We start from the raw sequence: 15,536 nt of genomic DNA on the forward strand, positions 1-15,536 counted from the left end.
AACTCTTATAAATCCCTTACCATTATGTTGCGTAAATACCAACATAACATAAAGCAGTCTCTTATTTCTGAATGGGAAAAGCACAATAGCATTATGGTGCAAATGCCCACGGGAACAGGCAAGACACACCTGCTTGCCTCGGTCATATCCGACCATTTGGAGAAAACCGGAGGCAAGGCCGTGTGGATTGTCGCCCATCGGCGGGAACTGGTAGAGCAGATAGAGGAAACGGTCGCGCAGTACAGCATCCGGAAAGAGGACGGGCTGGTCAAGGCTATGTCCATCCAATGGCTGTCAAGGCATTGGGAGGACGTGGATGATGAAAGGCCGAGCCTGATTGTGATAGACGAAGCCCATCATGCATTGGCGGAAACCTACCAGGAACTGTGGCTACGCTATCCTGAAGCGAAGAAATTAGGTATGACCGCCACACCTTGCCGACTGAACCGCAAGGGGTTCACGGACTTGTTTGACACGCTCATCACATCGGACAGCATAGCGGACTTCATCCGTCAAGGGTGGCTTTCGCCTTTTGATTATGTATCCATACGTCCAGACAGTGAAGACCAAAAGCTAATAGACTGTTTGGAAAAACGTGGGGCGGACGGAGATTTCCAAGTAAAGGAGATGGATACCGTGCTGAATAAACGGCCAAGCATCGAGAGACTGTATGAAAGCGTAAGACAATACGCCGACGGAAAGAAAGGCATAATCTATGCAATAAGTATCAGCCACGCACGGAATATCGCGGAATATTACAAGGGACACAGAATGAACGCCGTCGCCATAGACAGCAAGACACCTGCAAAAGAGCGAAAACGACTTGTAGAGGATTTCCGGCAAGGCGGAATACAGGTACTGGTCAATGTGGATGTGTTCAGCGAGGGGTTCGATTGTCCGGACGTTGAGTTCGTGCAAATGGCTCGGCCGACCCTTTCGCTTGCCAAATACCTGCAGCAAGTAGGACGCGGACTGCGCAAGACAGATGGCAAGGAAACCTGCATGTTGATAGACAACGTGGGGCTGTACCGTCTGTTCGGGTTACCAACAGCTTACCAGGACTGGCAGGCCATGTTCGAGGGACGGTTGGCAGGAAAAGGTTATCTAACCGCAAACGCGAGGAATGTTTCCTGTATGGCTGCCGGGCAACTGAAAGACGAGACATTAAATGCGGACGGTTTACTGGAAACGATTGTATCGCACGGACAGTTGATGGATTACCTGCAAAGCGGTTCTTCCCGGTTTGATAATGACGCTTTGCAAGCAGAAGCCCTGAAACCATATAAAGACCGTCAAAGTGGGCTTTGGGGATTGAAGCAAGGACAGACTATCACAACCAAAGCGCAATACCGCACCGTATTTGACGTGAAAGACAATTTTGCAGCCGTAAGATTCGAAGACAACCGGGTCGGCATCGTGGATGGAAACGGGAACATACGGATGAAGCTCAACCGGTATCGGTACATAAAATTCCTGCCGGACGACATTGTAGCCGTGACGGACAATACCGGACATACATTTTACATTGATTTGAAAACAGCCAAACTGTATAACGGGAAACCGGAAGTGCTGAAATACGGGAGGATTGAGATGCTGAGGGTCGGAATGGTGTATTATAGCCGCACCAAGAATGTCTATAAGAGTCCGTTGGGAATAAACAGTTTTGACTTGGTGCCACGTGGCTTCTATTTGCGGATTTATACAAGTCTGACCGACAACTGTAAGTTCAGACACATAGACAGCGAGGATGCTTTCCTTCATCAGGATTGTGTGTGCATCCTGGCGAATGACGAAGAAGAATACTATGGATTCTGCGGCGAACTGGTAGACGGCAGCATCGTGATTACGGACGGAAAGGGAAATTACTACCATGCCATGGACGGCAAGGAGAAGCAATACATCGCCTGCGAGCACCCAAAGACACAAGACGAGGATTTTGATGTGGCGGTGTCACGACTGAAAGCGGAAGCCGAGGCGAGAGCCGCTAAGATGAAAGCGGACCATCAACGGGAAAAAGAAAAGAAACAGCAGATGCGACTGGCTAAAATACAAGATGCCGTTCCGTTCCAATCGGGATTGAAATGGGGGCTGAGAGCAGGCAGCCGCGTCATCGTGCCGCCCATTTACCGCAGCATACAGAACCCCGTGGGCAACTATTGTGTCGTGGAAACCAATCCCCGTCAATGGGGCATCATCAGGCTGGACGGCAAGGTAGTAGTGGAGGCACGGTACACGAATGTGGAGATAAGCAATGGCGGGACAGCCCGGTTGACCGTCTTCCCTGGCATAACAAAGACGGTGAATTTAAAATAGTCCCGAAGTTTATCTGATGCTATTTTTACATCTCCACTTTATTTGTTATTATTGCATTAAATTCAACCATTAAAGAGAATAATATGATAACCAAAAAAACGAAACAGATATGCCTGACAACCTGAAAACGGGCATCGAAAGCCTCTCCAGGCTTTTCAAAGGATGACGTGCGTGTGCATTACAATTCCGACAAGCCTGCCACCGTGCAGGCATTGGCATATACGCAAGGAACATACATCCACGCGGCTCCTGTCCAAGAACGGCATTTACCACATGAGGCATGGCACGTGGCTCAACACAAGAAAAGCCACCCCTAAAGGTGGCTGTCTTGCTGAACGTGTCCTTGTCGCTACCGAAAACGGAGAATAAGTCAGGACACGGAATATTACATTAATGTAATGATAGTGGGATGCCGAAGCTGCGGATGAATGAAAAGGTTTCCTCCAATCCCGTTGAGGGTTTCTCACCGGAAAATACGGGACTTCCGCTGGATGAGCCCTAACCAGATATGAATCCGTACACCTTCTCCTGAATTTGCACGGAACATCCGCTTGTTTAATGTCGCTACCCCCATAGTCCGACACTGCAAAATTATAAAAAATCATGGATTATCCAATAGAAATAACAGGAAAAACGATAAAACAGGTCACTAAGCTGAACTTATCCAACCTTGGACTGACTGAAATTCCCGAAAATATTTTTCTTTATACGAATTTGACCAAACTGACACTAAGCGGCAATCAAATACGGAACATACCGAAAGACATCTTAAAATTAAGGAAGTTGAAAACCATCGACTTGTCTAAAAACGAGATCAAGACATTGCAAAGCGCCTTGTTCAAACTGCCGAATTTAAGGACACTCAATCTTTATTGTAATAACATTACCGCTTTACCGAAACAGTTTTATGACTCTTCTATAACGTGCCTGATAGCCGGTCACAACAGGCTAACGGCGGTGGATTTTAAGAAACTGCACAACATCGAATCGTTAGACTTGACATACAACCAATTAACCTCCATTCATATAGGAGCGGAAGCCAAGGAGTTGAAGGTGTTGAGAATTAAAGGAAATCCTTTGGAAAATTGTTCTATAGACCAAGCTGTGAGAAATCAGTTAAGCTACATAGACGTTGACATTAATAAATATATCAATAATAAACTATCCATCATGAAAGCAGCAGAAAGTATCGTTAAAAAAGATACAGGAATTCATCACATATTTATAAGTTACTCACACGATGATGCCAAATGGCTGGAAAAATTGAAGAAACACCTGAAGGGGCTGAAAAACTATTATGATTTTGATGAATGGGACGACCAAAGGCTCAAGGCCAGCGATGAATGGGAAAAGGAAATATCAGAAGCGTTGGAACGTTCAACAATAGCCATCTGCCTTGTGTCCGCTTCATTCATGGCTTCCGACTATATTATGGGAAACGAACTGCCACCCTTGTTCAATAAGGCCAATCATAACGGCACAAAAATAATACCTTTGATGGTCAGTGCCTGTGGCGTATTTGAAGACTGTTGGCTGTCAAAATATCAAGCTGCAGGCAGCCCGCAAAAAACTCTTTCCGAATGTACGGACGCAGAAGTCGAACGTCGACTGGCAAATTTGACGATAGCCCTCAAAGAACTGATCAAGTAATCCCACTATATTAAAGAACTAAATGCCATTCCCTATTCCTGTTATCAGGAACAAGGAGTGGCATTTTCTTTATCCGGCCATTCATATATAAAATGTTCATTGTTGAATACATTAAAATATAATATATTTTTTACTTTCTGGAACTTTTCATCAAAAGGATTACAGCATTGTACAACCAATGCTTAACACAAGGTCGGTAGCTCACGTTCAATCTGTTCCATCAACCGTTTATACGAGCACTTTCTCTCCCTTTCATCAATCAGTGACACTCGTCGAGAGAGGTACAAGTCATATTTGCCTTAATTTTGCGCGAGAAAATCAACAGAAATATCTTTAAGGAGAAAGGCAAAATACAAGCAGGATTTCTTGCATAAATGGAAAAGATTGTTTAACTTAGTAGTCTAATAATCAAAGGTATGGAGTACATTGTATTACTGGCTTTTGCCTATATTCTTTTGAAATTGTGCGGGAAAATGCTAAGGCATTTCCTATCGCCGGAGACAACCGCTTTCTGGTTGGTTGCCATCGGGTTGTGCCTGTTCGGGTTGGAATGGGCCGGATTATTGTTGATAGTGTGGCGGTACATTGTGATACCGATTGGAATATATTATGAGAGGCATCCGGGGCGCAGGTATAACAGGAAAAGCCATGGAAATTCAAATATCAACCGGGCGGTCATGTGGCTGATACCCGTGTTCTGGCCGTTCCTGATAGCAAGGATGTTCTTGTCGGAAAAGACCTATAAGCCGGGGATGAATGAATATGACTACGAGCAGTTCTTAAAAGGAAATGGAAAGTAAGCTCAGCCGATTGCCAGACGTGCCAATGCTTCTTCACGGGTTTCCTTAATCAACTGAAGCAAGATGGCCGGGTCAATGTGCTTCTTGCCGTATTTGGCGGTGATGTGCAAGTGCGGACCGGTACTACGCCCCGTGTTGCCACTGATAGCCACTACTTCTCCTGGTAAGACCTGTGCGCCTTTCTTTACCAATGTCTTTGAAAGATGGCAATAGCTGACGGTGTAGTCACCGTGACGGAGGACAATGTAATTGCCAGAACGCTTATCAGAAGATACTTTTATGACCTCGCCAGGCATCATGGCATAGACCTCCTCGCTGTTTGCCCGCAAGTCCAACCCTTTGTGGTTGCTACGTTTGCCTGTAAAAGGATCTTTGCGCCTTCCAAAAGGTGAAGTGACTATGATTTTCTTCAAAGGGTAAGACACGCTCATATAACAGCCTATCCAATGGCTCCGCATTTCATCTGGCTGTTTCCCTGCCATCGAAGTAAAGGAAACAAGTTTGTCTGCCTCTCCATCTCCGGGGAGGCATTTTGTTTCTGTAGGCTCGACCACTCCCTGCATTTTGTACAGTGGCTTGCTATATGCAATGGTATGGAACTGTGCTTGTAAGGACAAGCAACAGAATGATAAAGTGAGTAATAGCCATGACTTTTTCATGGCACAAAAGTAATATGTAGATGCGTATAAAGGGAAGAATGGCAATGGGAATGGTCATATTATAAGATATTATAGGGAATCAGACCTACGAATCGGACTTAGAGTGTCTATAAAGTCAAAGCTGACCGAGGAAGTGCAACCCGACTATGTGGTGTTGACGTTACCCATCGGCAAGACCCATCAAGAAAGACCCATCAAGAAAACCCATCAAGAAGGACTTGATGAGAGCGTTAATACTGGATTTCTGCAAAGAGCCCAAAAGCTTTTTGGAAATAATGAATTTGCTCAATTTGAAAGACAGGGTAAACTTCAAGCGAGTGTATATTTCTCCCTTGATTGCGGAAGGTTTGCTGTCAATGACAGAACCCGACACCCCAACCAGCAGAAACCAAATGTATGTGGCAGCCAAGGCTGAAAAGTCCTAATTGCACCTGTAAACATAACCACCTATACCCGAATGGGGCTTCCCAAGGCACGTTCATGCCGGGAAGCCCCATTCTTCGTTTGGAGTCTGATTGACAGTATGATTTTTCTCTTCAGCTATAAATAAACCAAAATCTGAGCATTTTTCTGCCCAGCTTTTACTTTGCTTCATTCTACCGCCTTACATTTGTCCAAGTGTAACAACTATAATTTGGACGAATGAACAGATACAAATTCTCGGAAGAGGAAGTACCCTACGGTACTCTCGAACAATTCGGGCTGACAAGGGAGATGGTTGGTGACCTGCCGGTGGATGTACTGCAAGCCATCCAATCAGGCCGCCGCTCACCCGTTTTGCCCATCCGTGCGGATGATTCGGAAGGCAACACCATCCATGCAAGAACTCGCTTCTCGTTGGTGCGGCGTGAGGACGGCACAGCCGACGTGTTGTTTTACCCAGTACTGGTAGAAAGCCGGCTGGAGCGTTTCAGCGAAGAACAAAAACAACGTCTGCTGGAAGGAAAGGCAGTCATCGCACCGATGCAGGACAACAACGACAATCCCGTGCAGGCATTCCACCAGATCGATTCCGGCACGAAGCAAATCCTCTCCGTACCCACGCCCGTCATCGGGCGCAACCTGCAAATCATAGCCGACGAGTTCCACCTCTCCCATGCGGAAATCAACTGCCTGCAAGTGGGCGAACCGCTAACCGTGGCTGAGGGCGACGACCTGATGACCATCGGCATTGACCTGAACGAGCCGACCGGCATCTTGGTATGTGTGGGTGACGGCGTACAATGGAAACAGGAAGCGAAACGCGAGTGGGACAAGTATAACTTCGGCTGTTTCGGCTGCTGGGTGGCAGACGGCGAAGGCGGACTTGACTATGTGCATGAGGACGACTACACCGAAGAAATGTGGAACGAGTTGAAGCGGAGCAGCCAGCGCAGGATGCAGAACGCCAACACTCCCAAAATGTAAGGCATCATGGCAAAGGAAGAATACTATCCGGAAGAGACCCTCGTGGAAAAGGTGCAAAGCGGTGAGTACGGTTGGAAAGACTATGTATGGTACCATTCGAGGGAGTGGAGAACAGAATACGAAAAGTACTGCCGCCTGCGTGACCTGCCAATGGACGACGACACCGCCTTGCGCTTCCTCGACATGAAGCAGGAGGAGATGGAAACGGCACTCGCCTACGGCGATGCCTGATGAGCATATAACCGCATGACAACAATATGAAATGAGCATACGAAAGAACACTAACCCACGCCCTTTGGAACTGCCGCCGGAGATGCGAGACCTGCTGGCCCGCAACGGCATGAGGGGGCATATAGCAGGAAGCAGCGAGGGTTTTGTCCTGATTGTGCAAGGACATGATTCCCCGTTGCTTTCCTATCCCATCACCGAAAAACAGCTGCAAGCACTGACCGACTGGGGTACGAATTACGCAAACCGAAAGTGCTATAACACCTTCGCAAGTATTGTGGCGGCGGACTTCGACCTGCCCAGGGATTTCGTACACGCACGGAATGCCAACGGACGGGTGGCCATGGGCTTACACGGCTACCGTATCGGCGCTGGTGAATACGGACGATCAGGTTGGGCGCATCCCATGTACCGCCACCCATGGGGAGCGTGTTTTCTCGGCTGGACACCCCGGCAGCAGGACGGCTTCCACCTGCGGCGCATAGGCGGCAACCTCTATTTTCCCGGCGCACCGATAGTGCCTAACCGCCCCGACGGACGCATGAAACCCGGAGAACTGCAAAGCGGCGGTTATGGTTTCTACTACAAGGGGCAACCCACCACGACAGTAGCCGGACAGGATGTGTTGGAGGAACTGGAAACGGTCATCACACCTTTGCAACCCAAGCCACGACCCACCGAACCGGCCAAGCCTTACCACACGCTCATCACTTCCCCCGTCTATTTCACCAACGAGAAATGGCAGGAATGCTTAGCGAGCCACGGCATACTCATAGATTCCGAGCGCAAGACGCTGACCATACAGTCTTCCTCCGTCTCTGCCGATTTGCAGTATGACCTGAAAGACGAAGAATTGGCAGCTTTGACCAACAACTCTGCACAGGATGTGCCGGTGGAAAAACGGCTGGAAATCATTAATGGCATCATCAAGGAGGATTTTTCCGCACCTATCACAATGGACATGTTGAATAGTGACAAGATGATTGCCATCGAACTGCATCCGGCGGTCAAGGAAGACTTGGACCGCCAGCTTTCCCAAGTGGGGCAAATAGAGCAAGGCGGGCAAGGGCAATATGTCAATGAAGGCCTGTACGTAGAGCCTGAAGAAAGGGTACTGCCCAAGGGAACGGTGGTGATGTACGGTAACGACCTCGCCTACATCAACCCGGACAAGGGCTGGTTCCGAGAGGGCCGGCATGGACGGGAGGTGACCGTGGACGAGATACGGGTAGAACCCACCGAAACTGAGGGCAAGTACCGCATGACCGCCGTCATAGACGGCGAAGCAGTGAGCCACGAAATCACCCAAAAGCAATATGACAAGTTCATGGCCATTGATGACTACCACCGGCTGAAACTCTTTTCCAAGATATTCGGAGAAGTGGACATGAAGTCTAGGGACAACGTGCCGTTGGGAACGAAAATCGGGGCGGCTTTGTTGGCGGGCGTAGCCGTCATGGGCGAACTGGGCCGTGGACCACGCCCCGACATTTACCTGGAAAGGCATGGCCCTCCACCGCCTCCCCGGTGTTACTTCAAGCCCGGAGTGGACACCCCTATGGACGTGGCGGCACGCAATTATGAAGCAGCCGTGAACACGGAACGGATGCAGCATGAAATGAGACATGGAATGTGATTCAACGAAGAGCGAAAAATTAAGAATGAAGAATTGAGAACCAATCATGGCAGAACTGACTTACGAGGATTACAAGAGGAGGCTGAGCATACAGGAACTGTTGGTGGACGCAGGCTATCGGCTGAACCGCCGTGACGGCCTGCGCTATCCGTCGTATGTGCGCATTGACAGCGATGGGCGGCGTGTGCGAGGAGACAAGTTCATCGTCACGGCCAACGGCTTCTGTTGTTTCCAGCCGCCCGAACGCAAGAATTACAATGTCATTTCCTTCATCAAGGAACATCCCCACTTTTTTGCCGAATACACTCCGGGGATGTCCGCCGACCGGTTGGTCAACCTCGTATGCCGCCGTCTGCTGAACGAGCCGCAAGAAATCCGTGAAACAAGGATATTCAACCCTGGCAAGGAGGGCAAACCGTTTGACATGGATGAATACGACCTGCAAGCCTTCCGCATGGACGATTGGGAGAGCCAAAAAAAGTTCTATCCCTATTTCAAGAACCGGGGCATTGACCTTGACACCCAACGCGCCTTTTGCAGTCATTTCTTCCTTGCCTCCAAGCACCGGACGGACAGCAAGGTATTTATCAACCTCGCTTTTCCATTGTCACTGCCCGCATGGCCGGGCAAACAGATTGTCGGCTTGGAAGAACGCAGCCGCCCCAATGCGGAGGGCAAGACCGCCTACAAGGGCATGGCGGCAGGGAGCAACGCCACCAAGGGAATGTGGATAGCCCAGCTGAACAGCCACCGCAGTGATGTCGGTTTCAACATCCCGTTGTCAGGCGTGAAAGACGTGTACTGGTTTGAGAGTGCCTTCGATGCGATGGCGTTCTACCAAATCGAAAAGAAGGAAACTGTGGCATACGCCGACTTGGGAAATGCCGTATTCGTTTCCACGGGAGGCACGCCGAGCATCAGGCAGTTTGCCGGGATGCTGGAACAGACCCCTGATGCCAACCACCACCTCTGCTTCGACCGCGACCAGGCGGGACAGCTCTATGCCGTGAACTTCGCCTTGCAGATGAACGGACGGGTATTCAACACACACATGACGAAGAAAGACACCTTGGTGGTGACTGACCTAACCGGGAAATACGGAAGGACGGAACTGGACGTTCGCACATTTGACTTTGAAGCTATTTGCAAGGAACTTGGCTTGGAGAAAGGACGCATTGCCTACCGTCCACCCAGCGAGGGCTACAAGGACTGGAACGACCAACTTATGGGCAAACGGATGGATGAGGATAAGGAACAAGAAAATACGGAAGAACGACAAACCCGATTCAGACGATGACACAAACTACTTCACAACCGCCATTTACGCGACCCGACACCCTGCAACTGCGGCCACGGACGTTGCAGTTTTTTATCGACAACCTGCCGTTGCTGACGCTCGACCTGTGCGGTTACGCTTGTGCCGGGATGGACGGAATGCTGTTCAAGGGATTGTTGCTTTGGTTGTCAGTGGCCATGTCGTTGGTCTTGGCTTACCGTTTTATCTACCTCAAACGCATGATTTACCGCATTACGGACGAACAACTGATATACGAGCACGGGGTGATTACCCGGAGCAGCGATTATGTGGAACTATACCGGGTGGTGGATTTCGCCGAGCGGAGCAACCTGCTGCAACAGCTTTGCGGACTGAAAACCGTGAGCGTCCATTCGGGCGACCGCACCACGCCCCGGCTTGACATCATCGGCATGGACATGAACAATGACCTGGTGTCTGTCATCCGTGGACGGGTGGAATTGAACAAACGAAGAAAAGGAATCTATGAAATCACGAACCGTTAAGATACTGACTATTGTATTTGCCTTGTGCTTCAGTATCAGTGTACAAGCGCAATACGTGCAGACCAATCCTTTGGAATGGCTGGCCCTGGCGGAAGGCAACGAGGCCATCAACGGCCAGATACAAGACCAGATAGAGGGGCAGACCAAGACGGCGGTCTTGCAAAACACCATAGCCGCCGAGTTCAACCGTATCCACGAATGGGAACGGAAGTACAACGATTACCTGCAGACGGTGGAAGGTTATGCCTCCTCCTTGAAAGCAGCCACCACCCTGTATGAGGACGGGGTGCGCATCTTCATCACCCTCGGTAAGCTGCGCAAGGCCGTTACCAGTAATCCGCAGGGCATTGTCGCCACGATGAGTATGAACAACCTCTACATTGAAACGGCTACGGAATTGGTTTCAGTTTATACGCTGCTCAGGAATGCCGTGGCCACAGGAGGCCTGCAGAATATGCTGACCGGGGCGGAACGGAGCGAAACCCTCTGGGCTTTGTCCGACAGGTTGGACGCTTTCAGCAAGAAACTGCACTTGTTGCATCTGAGCATACGCTACTATACGATGACCGATGTATGGAACAATGTTACCGCCGGGATGATAGACAGGAGCAACGGGGAAGTTGCCCATGCCGCCTTGGACAGATGGCGAAGGGCGGCAAGGACTATCCAATGAAGAATGAAAAATGATGAATGAAGAATTAAGAATGGCAGAGATAATGAGACACATCGTGATAATGGGCTTGCTGCTTGTTTGCTCGTTGCAATTAAAGGCACAAATCGACCCGACCCTGGCCGGGATGGTGTACCTCTATACCGAAAAGGCGGAAGACCAGTTGAAAGCACAGGAGCGGGCGATGCTGATGCAGACCACCGGGCATATCTGGACACGGGAGGAAGTGGAAGGCACGACGGACATCCAACGGAAGTTCAACGACTACCTCGATTCTTTCCGCGACATCATCAGCTATGCGGCACAGATATACGGCTTCTACCACGAGGTAGGCAAACTGGCCGAAAATATGGGGAGCCTGAACGACCAATTGCGCAGCCATGCGGGAAACGCCATTGCTGTGGCACTCACCCCGAACCGCAACCGCATCTACCAAGAGCTGATATTGGGCAGCGTGGAAATCGTGAACGACATCCGGCAAGTATGCCTGAGTGACACCAAGATGACCGAGAAGCAGCGGATAGAATTGGTGTTCGGCATCCGGCCGAAGCTGAAAGCGATGAACCGGAAACTGCGCCATTTGACATTGGCGGTGAAATACACCTCGCTGGCCGATGTGTGGGCGACCATCGATGAAGGGGCAAGGCCGCAGAAAGCGGACAAGGCGGAAATAGCCCGTGCCGCCATGCGCAGATGGAGAAGAAACGGAGATTTATAAACGGATGGAAACAACTACAAAATAAGTATAGAATATGGCAGGATGGGCAAGAATACTGGGTTTTGGCAAAAAACTGGTCAACAACTCCGCCACCCGCTCATTAGGCGGTGCGGTAGTGCATCCCCAACGCACCCTAGCCGGATTAGGCCATGCCACCAAAACGGCTGTTGTCGGAGGCGGCATGGGCTACCTTGCGTGGGAGAATATCGTGAACGACAAGCCGGTGGTGCGCACCGTGGCCGACGTGCTGGTCGGCGAGGAAAATGTGGACAAAGGAGTGGAAATGGCCGGACAAGCCGCCGACCGTGTGGAACAGGCTGTTGACCAAGCCGGTGAAGCCCTGCAAGGCGTAAAGGAGGGCGTTTCCACCATGAACCGGACATGGGGAGGCATCGGAACATTCTTAGGCAACCTGACCGGTGGGAACGGCTTGGATATGTTCGGCAATTTCTTCTCCAACTTGGGGAAAGGAAACGTGTCGGGCTTGGGAATGCTCGGTTTGGTGGCTTCCGCCTTGCTGGTGTTCGGCCGTTTCGGCTGGTTGGGCAAGATAGGCGGCCTGCTGTTGGGCATGATGCTTATAGGCAATAATTCGCGGATAGAGCAGAAACAACCAGCAGGGCAAACGCCGCAGGAGGAGCAAGGACGACAAGGAGGAATACGAAGATAAAAAAAGAAGACAAAAGAGAAAATTGACAATATCGAGAATATGGACTATATACAGGAAATGAACCTCGCTTCCGCCAGCGGCTACTGTATGCCGTTTGAGGAGCGTGACGGAGAAGTGAAGCTGCTCTTGGGCTATGGGGAACAGACCCACCCTAAGACCGGCGGAAAGTTTTTCCACCACGGTGTGGATTTCGGCACACACCGGTACATACTGGCTGCGGTGGCCGACGGCGTGGTGACGGGCATCGGGAGCAACCCCACGCACGGGCTGTTCCAAGTGACCCGGTACGGCAAGTATGAAGTGACCTCCGCCCATCTGGCAAGGGCGATGGCTCCGTTCGGGGCAAAGGTAAAGGCAGGTAGCGTGTTGGCCATCAGCGGCGACCTGCTCCATATGGAAGTGCGGTATGACGGGGAAGAAATCAACCCCATCGACTTCCTCGCCATGCTATACGGCAATTTGAGGATGATGCGGCAGCAAGGACATACCGGGATGCCCGATTTCGAGACTATCGAAATGGACATCCCCACGGACTATGACGATGACCAGGATGAGGTGGAGGAACTGATGTTGCGCTTCTACCCGGACTACCTGTCTGAAATAGGCAGCGGGATGTACCGTGTGCCGGAGCATACCGCCCAGTCCTTGCGCAACATCTTCTCCTTGTCGGCCATCCGTAACTATTTCTACGAGGTGATACCCTCATTGGCCAACCCGCTCGGCATCGGCACACGCGCCATGCCCATCGCCGCCAAGGTGCAGAACCTGCTGATAAGCGACTTCCTGAACTATTTGGCGTTCCGTCACGGGGTGTTCCTCTCCACCTTGGACGGAAACGGTAAAAAAAAAGACTTGACGAAGCGGTAGCCGCCATCGGCATCACCGACCCGCTAGCGAATTTAGAGATTGACGTGTGCAGTTTCGACATACCCAGATTAGTGACCGTCTATCCCGACCGCGCCGGACTAAGGTGGTGGACGAAGGCCTGGTTCAACAACAAGGAGGAAGGGGAAGCCTCGGTGGAAATCAACCGGCAGACGGCGGTGGGCTTCATCCGCGATGAGATAGCCAAGGACGCGATGCTGGAGAAATACTACCCCAAGCAGATGGAGGCCTGCCGCCACGCGATAGAGCAGACAAGGGAACAACTGATGAAACAACTGAACATCACATGAGCAACGGAATACGACATGACGGACGGTTCGCCGAGGTGGAATACTGCCTGCAAAGCTACTTCGACACTTATCTGGTGGCTGTCATGCAGGACGTAAAGGACTACATCGGAAAGAAACAGGCGGAGGAAATAGGCGAATACACCATGAGTCCGGCAGGACTGCTGGGCAGTCTTGCAAGCGGAGCCACGGAAATGCCCGACAACACGCTCCGACACCTGCGGCTCACGGGAGAATGGAACAGCAAGACCGCCGAGGATTATGTGGAGATGTGCAGGGAAAGGATTGCCGGAAACGAGGACATCGCCTCCGACCTCACCCTGCTTGCCGGGGAATGGCGCAATGCGGTCGTGGCCGAGATAGGCAGGGAACGGTATGACAGCCTCTCGGCCCGATTAGGGGGCGACCTGGCTTTCGCCTATGTGGACTACCGCATGGAACAGCTGATGATAGACCGTATGGTGGCCGAGCGGATGCCCAAGTCATCGGTGGAATACGTGCTTCGCAAGGGTATGGAGGGCAGCCTGTTCGGTTTCGCCGACTCCCTGATGAAATCTCCCCTGCAACAGGAAATCGACGCAAGAAGCGAAGCCGCCTACAAGCCGTCCAAAGGGGAAAGGGCAGCCGGACGTGGCGTTTCCCTCGTGGCGGATGCCGCAGCCACTGGCGGCATCACCTCATGGACAGCACTGGTCGGGACTTTGGGTCTGGAAGCCGTTTCCTACGGTGTGGAACGGTATATCGACGGCGATAAAGAAGGAGGTGTAAAAGTGCCGACCGTGGAAGAGTGCATCAGCCGTGGCGTGTTCGGTGCGGAAGGCAACGTGTTCACGGGCTTCCGCCAAAAAGGGAAGCAAATCGTTTCCTACGAGAATGACTATGTACTTTCCGTCAACAGCCGGCTGGTAAAGCCCATGGGCATCCTCACGGAAAAACCGTTATGGGCGGATTATTCGGAACAATACAAACTACCCCATATGGATCTGAAATCATTTATTCCGGAAAACAAGCGCGATGACGAACGCTACAAGGACGTGCCGATGATTGTCGCGCCGGGGCATGAGGAGGAATACCTCCGGACCTTGGCCGAACAGGAAGAAGCGCAGAAGAAGAAAACAGGAACCGCGCAATCGGAAAGCGAAGAACAACACCCTGGACAACAGCCGCAACAGGAACAAACACCGGAAAGCGGCCAGAACGAAAACCAGCAACAGACCAATGAGAGCGGTTGGGATTCCTTTCTGAGGACATTCGGGTTGGACGGGCTGGACGGCGTGGGCAAGAACCTGGGCTATGTGGTTTCCATGCTCCCCGATGTGCTGATAGGCTTGTTCACCGGTCATACAAAATCTTTCGGGGTAAAGGACAGTCTGTTGCCCGTCGCTTCCATATTGCTGGGCATGTTCGTCCGTAATCCCTTGCTGAAAATGGTATTGATAAGCATGGGCGGCTTGAACCTGCTCAACAAGGCCGGGCAAGAAGCTCTTGACAAGCAAGAAGAAACACCTACCAGACAGCTATACAAGCCTTATCCCGATGAACAACTGAACGCAAGGCTCGCCAATCCCGTGCTTCAAGGCGACCACCTCTTTATGGAAATCAACGGTGTGCCGTGCAGCGTCCTGTTGCCACACAATGCCGCCGAAGCCTGCCGGGAGGGGGCATTGCCGATCAATACCCTTGCCAATGCCGTGTTGGCCAAGCATGAGCAAACCAAGCGGATAGCCCAAGGGAACTTTAGTGCCTCGGAGCAGGCATTGGAGGAAGGCAGGGAAAGGACATTTGGTATCAAGTAACAACATAATCTGAAAAA

Annotated in this window: 16 protein-coding genes and 1 pseudogene; 16 read left to right on the plus strand and 1 reads right to left on the minus strand. The window is 51.0% G+C overall.

Going from position 1 to position 15,536, the window contains the following annotated elements:
- Window positions 1-24 precede the first annotated feature (24 nt).
- From H6A34_RS00380 to H6A34_RS00395, 4 genes and pseudogenes are all read left to right on the plus strand, one after another.
- On the plus strand, window positions 25-2,313 hold the full coding sequence (locus H6A34_RS00380) for a DEAD/DEAH box helicase (RefSeq protein WP_205102776.1): 2,289 nt from the start codon (window positions 25-27) through the stop codon (window positions 2,311-2,313).
- 91 nt (window positions 2,314-2,404) lie between these two features.
- Window positions 2,405-2,609 (plus strand): annotated as a pseudogene (locus tag H6A34_RS00385) (eCIS core domain-containing protein); the annotation flags it as partial.
- 307 nt (window positions 2,610-2,916) lie between these two features.
- Window positions 2,917-3,963 (plus strand): leucine-rich repeat domain-containing protein, encoded by a 1,047-nt coding sequence (locus tag H6A34_RS00390; protein WP_205102778.1) that lies wholly within the window; start codon window positions 2,917-2,919, stop codon window positions 3,961-3,963.
- A gap of 416 nt (window positions 3,964-4,379) precedes the next feature.
- Complete coding sequence (locus H6A34_RS00395; protein WP_205102780.1) at window positions 4,380-4,763, plus strand: hypothetical protein; 384 nt, start codon at window positions 4,380-4,382, stop codon at window positions 4,761-4,763.
- A 2-nt stretch (window positions 4,764-4,765) separates the two neighbouring features.
- Here the strand turns inward: H6A34_RS00395 and H6A34_RS00400 are convergent, their stop codons facing one another.
- Window positions 4,766-5,422 (minus strand): M23 family metallopeptidase, encoded by a 657-nt coding sequence (locus H6A34_RS00400; RefSeq protein WP_205102782.1) that lies wholly within the window; start codon window positions 5,420-5,422, stop codon window positions 4,766-4,768.
- A gap of 275 nt (window positions 5,423-5,697) precedes the next feature.
- Between H6A34_RS00400 and H6A34_RS15360 the strand changes: the two genes are divergently transcribed.
- From H6A34_RS15360 to H6A34_RS00460, 12 genes are all read left to right on the plus strand, one after another.
- Window positions 5,698-5,847 carry a Fic family protein gene (locus tag H6A34_RS15360; protein ID WP_338088571.1) on the plus strand — a complete coding sequence of 50 codons (150 nt, stop codon included), beginning with the start codon at window positions 5,698-5,700 and terminating at the stop codon, window positions 5,845-5,847.
- 217 nt (window positions 5,848-6,064) lie between these two features.
- On the plus strand, window positions 6,065-6,829 hold the full coding sequence (locus tag H6A34_RS00410; RefSeq protein WP_205102785.1) for a DUF4099 domain-containing protein: 765 nt from the start codon (window positions 6,065-6,067) through the stop codon (window positions 6,827-6,829).
- Window positions 6,830-6,835: 6 nt separating this feature from the next.
- The gene (locus tag H6A34_RS00415; RefSeq protein WP_013619360.1) at window positions 6,836-7,060 is read left to right on the plus strand and encodes a hypothetical protein; all 225 of its coding nucleotides are present in this window, start codon (window positions 6,836-6,838) and stop codon (window positions 7,058-7,060) included.
- Window positions 7,061-7,091: 31 nt separating this feature from the next.
- Entirely contained in the window at window positions 7,092-8,693 is a 1,602-nt protein-coding gene (locus H6A34_RS00420; RefSeq protein WP_205102787.1) for a hypothetical protein, read from the plus strand.
- A 46-nt stretch (window positions 8,694-8,739) separates the two neighbouring features.
- Window positions 8,740-9,990 (plus strand): toprim domain-containing protein, encoded by a 1,251-nt coding sequence (locus tag H6A34_RS00425; protein WP_205102788.1) that lies wholly within the window; start codon window positions 8,740-8,742, stop codon window positions 9,988-9,990.
- Window positions 9,987-10,493 (plus strand): PH domain-containing protein, encoded by a 507-nt coding sequence (locus H6A34_RS00430; protein WP_205102790.1) that lies wholly within the window; start codon window positions 9,987-9,989, stop codon window positions 10,491-10,493. The genes H6A34_RS00425 and H6A34_RS00430 overlap by 4 nt, the downstream gene beginning before the upstream one ends.
- Window positions 10,474-11,166, plus strand: a complete 693-nt coding sequence (locus H6A34_RS00435; protein ID WP_205102792.1) for a hypothetical protein — start codon at window positions 10,474-10,476, stop codon at window positions 11,164-11,166. The genes H6A34_RS00430 and H6A34_RS00435 overlap by 20 nt, the downstream gene beginning before the upstream one ends.
- Window positions 11,167-11,209: 43 nt before the next feature.
- Window positions 11,210-11,881: a hypothetical protein gene (locus H6A34_RS00440; protein WP_013619365.1), complete on the plus strand. Its 672-nt coding sequence runs from the start codon at window positions 11,210-11,212 to the stop codon at window positions 11,879-11,881.
- Window positions 11,882-11,915: 34 nt separating this feature from the next.
- Window positions 11,916-12,551, plus strand: a complete 636-nt coding sequence (locus tag H6A34_RS00445) for an antitoxin (protein WP_205102793.1) — start codon at window positions 11,916-11,918, stop codon at window positions 12,549-12,551.
- 39 nt (window positions 12,552-12,590) lie between these two features.
- Entirely contained in the window at window positions 12,591-13,418 is an 828-nt protein-coding gene (locus tag H6A34_RS00450) for a M23 family metallopeptidase (RefSeq protein ID WP_204502406.1), read from the plus strand.
- An 11-nt stretch (window positions 13,419-13,429) separates the two neighbouring features.
- The gene (locus tag H6A34_RS00455) at window positions 13,430-13,726 is read left to right on the plus strand and encodes a hypothetical protein (RefSeq protein WP_204502440.1); all 297 of its coding nucleotides are present in this window, start codon (window positions 13,430-13,432) and stop codon (window positions 13,724-13,726) included.
- Window positions 13,723-15,519 carry a hypothetical protein gene (locus H6A34_RS00460; protein ID WP_205102795.1) on the plus strand — a complete coding sequence of 599 codons (1,797 nt, stop codon included), beginning with the start codon at window positions 13,723-13,725 and terminating at the stop codon, window positions 15,517-15,519. Before H6A34_RS00455 ends, H6A34_RS00460 begins: the two co-directional genes overlap by 4 nt.
- Window positions 15,520-15,536: the final 17 nt, after the last annotated feature.

The organism is Marseilla massiliensis (genome assembly GCF_016899855.1).
Lineage (GTDB): Bacteria > Bacteroidota > Bacteroidia > Bacteroidales > Bacteroidaceae > Prevotella.